At 51.6% G+C, this 2,441-nt stretch carries 1 protein-coding gene and 1 pseudogene; one reads left to right on the top strand and one right to left on the bottom strand.

Features of this window, described 5'->3' with window-relative positions:
- Window positions 1-51: 51 nt before the first annotated feature.
- Window positions 52-1,995 (bottom strand): acetate--CoA ligase, encoded by a 1,944-nt coding sequence (acs, locus tag J5F18_RS05755; RefSeq protein ID WP_346301363.1) that lies wholly within the window; start codon window positions 1,993-1,995, stop codon window positions 52-54.
- A gap of 186 nt (window positions 1,996-2,181) precedes the next feature.
- Here acs and J5F18_RS05750 point away from each other — a divergent pair.
- Window positions 2,182-2,441, top strand: a pseudogene (locus J5F18_RS05750) (hypothetical protein); the annotation flags it as partial.

The raw sequence follows: 2,441 nt of genomic DNA, 5'->3' as shown, positions 1-2,441 counted from the left end.
AATCGGGTCATAGCACTTTTTGTGGAAGCGCTACGTGGTCGCTTCCTATCCTTAGCGGTTTAGTCGATTCTCAATTAACGAATCTACCACACTCGGATCAGCGAGCGTAGAGGTATCACCCAAATTACTGTACTCATTGCTGGCGATTTTGCGCAAAATGCGCCGCATAATCTTACCCGAGCGGGTTTTCGGTAATCCCGGCGCCCACTGAATATGGTCTGGCGTCGCAATTGGGCTAAGCTCTTTACGCACCCACTGCACCAAGGTTTTACGCAGCTCGTCGTTGGCTTCAACGCCGTCAACGACAGTCACGTAAACATAGATCCCTTGGCCTTTAAGGTCGTGCGGATACCCCACCACCGCAGCTTCCGCAACCGCTTCGTGAGCCACTAAAGCGCTTTCGATTTCAGCGGTACCCAAACGATGGCCCGAGACGTTGAGTACGTCATCGACGCGGCCGGTAATCCAGAAATGTCCGTCTTCGTCTACACGCGCACCGTCGCCGGTGAAGTAAACGTTTTTGTAAGTACTAAAATACGTCTGCTCAAAGCGCTCATGATCATTCCACAAAGTCCGTGCTTGTCCCGGCCACGAGTCTTCAATAATCAAGTTGCCTTCGGTCGCCCCGCTCTGCTTCTTGCCTTCGTTGTCGACCAAGGCTGGTTTCACCCCAAAGAATGGCAACATGGCTGAGCCCGGTTTCATATCGGTTGCAGCTGGGAATGGCGCAATCAGAATACCGCCGGTTTCGGTTTGCCACCACGTATCAACGATCGGGCACTTGCTGTTACCAATAACTTTGTAATACCACTCCCACGCTTCTGGATTAATCGGTTCACCGACCGAACCCATAATCCGTAAGGAATCGCGCTTACTGCCTTTCGCCGCTGCATCGCCTTTGGCCATGAGGGCACGAATCGCGGTCGGTGCGGTGTAAAGAATATTGACCTTGTGCTTGTCGACCACTTTACCGATGCGCGACACGTCTGGGTAGGTTGGCACCCCTTCAAACATCAGGGTCGTGGTGCCATTCGCTAGCGGGCCATAAACAATATAACTGTGGCCGGTAATCCAACCAACGTCGGCAGCACACCAGTAGACATCGTCTTCTTTGATGTCGAACACATACTCGTGAGTCATCGAGGCATAAACCATGTAGCCGCCGGTGGTGTGTACCACGCCTTTTGGCTTGCCGGTTGAACCTGAGGTATAGAGAATGAACAATGGATCTTCAGCTTGCATCACTTCCGGTGGGCAATCAGCGTCACAATCACCAATTAGCTCATGCCACCAAACGTCGCGCCCAGCTTGCATATCAAAATCAACGTCGGTGTGCTTTAACACCACCACATGCTCAATGCTTGGGCAAGCGTCGTTGCTTAAGGCTTCGTCAACATTCGGCTTGAGCGCTACGCCTTTACCACCGCGACGGCCTTCGTTCGAAGTAATGACCACTTTCGCACCACAATCATTGACACGATCGGCAATCGCATGCGGCGAGAAACCTGCAAAAATAACCGAATGCACGGCACCTAGACGCGCACAAGCAAGCATGGCATAGGCTGCTTCCGGGACCATCGGCATATAAATCGCAACGCGATCGCCCTTTTTCACACCAAGCTTCTTCAACCCATTGGCAAATCGCGCGACTTCTTCGTGCAACTCACGGAAGGTAATGTGCTTCTGCACATCAACTTCGTCACCTTCCCAAATGATTGCGGTTTTGTTGCCGCGTTCGCTTAAATGACGATCAACACAGTTGTAGCAAGCGTTTAAGGTACCGTCGGCGTACCATTGAATGTCCAGTTCGCCCGGTGCGAAATTGGCTTTTTTCACTTGGCTGTAAGGGCTGAACCAGCTAATCCGCTTGCCTTCTTCTGCCCAAAACGCTTCGGGATCAGCGATCGACTGTTGATACTTCTCCGCATACGTTTGCGGATTCAGCCGTGCAGATGCTTTCACTGCTTCAGGCATTGGATAACTCAGTGCTGACATATTTCATTCCTCCTAAATTCTATAGCCTCATTTGTACTGATTTCGCCGACTGAAACCTATTAGACCATAGTCTAGATTGACCCATTGCGCATCTTCCCGAATGCTTAAAAGTACGCACAAACATGCAGTAGCTGTGCACTCAAGGCATGCCAACAATGCCATAAAAGACAACATGAGGAAGCTTACATGCAACGTTTACACACCGCGATGACCGCTACCGCTGTTGCCGCTGCGTTAACCGCAGGCGGACTAATCAGCATGGCAAGCGCCAACGCAGAAACCGAATTCAGCTATGGCGGTTACATCAAACTCGACGCTATGGTTACTCGCACCGACAGCGGTTCACTGCCGTCCGGAAGCATTGGCCGTGACTTCTATATTCCCGGTTTGACCCCGATTGGGGGCGAAAGTAATACCTATACCGACTTCCACGCCCGAGAGACCCG

The sequence above is a fragment of the Halomonas sp. BM-2019 genome (genome assembly GCF_017584085.1).
This window is presented reverse-complemented; position numbering and strand designations above follow the sequence as displayed.

Coding starts and splice junctions, on each gene's coding strand:
- acs (WP_346301363.1), bottom strand. CDS start 1,995: ATGTCAGCACTGAGTTATCCAATGCCTGAAGCAGTGAAAGCATCTGCA.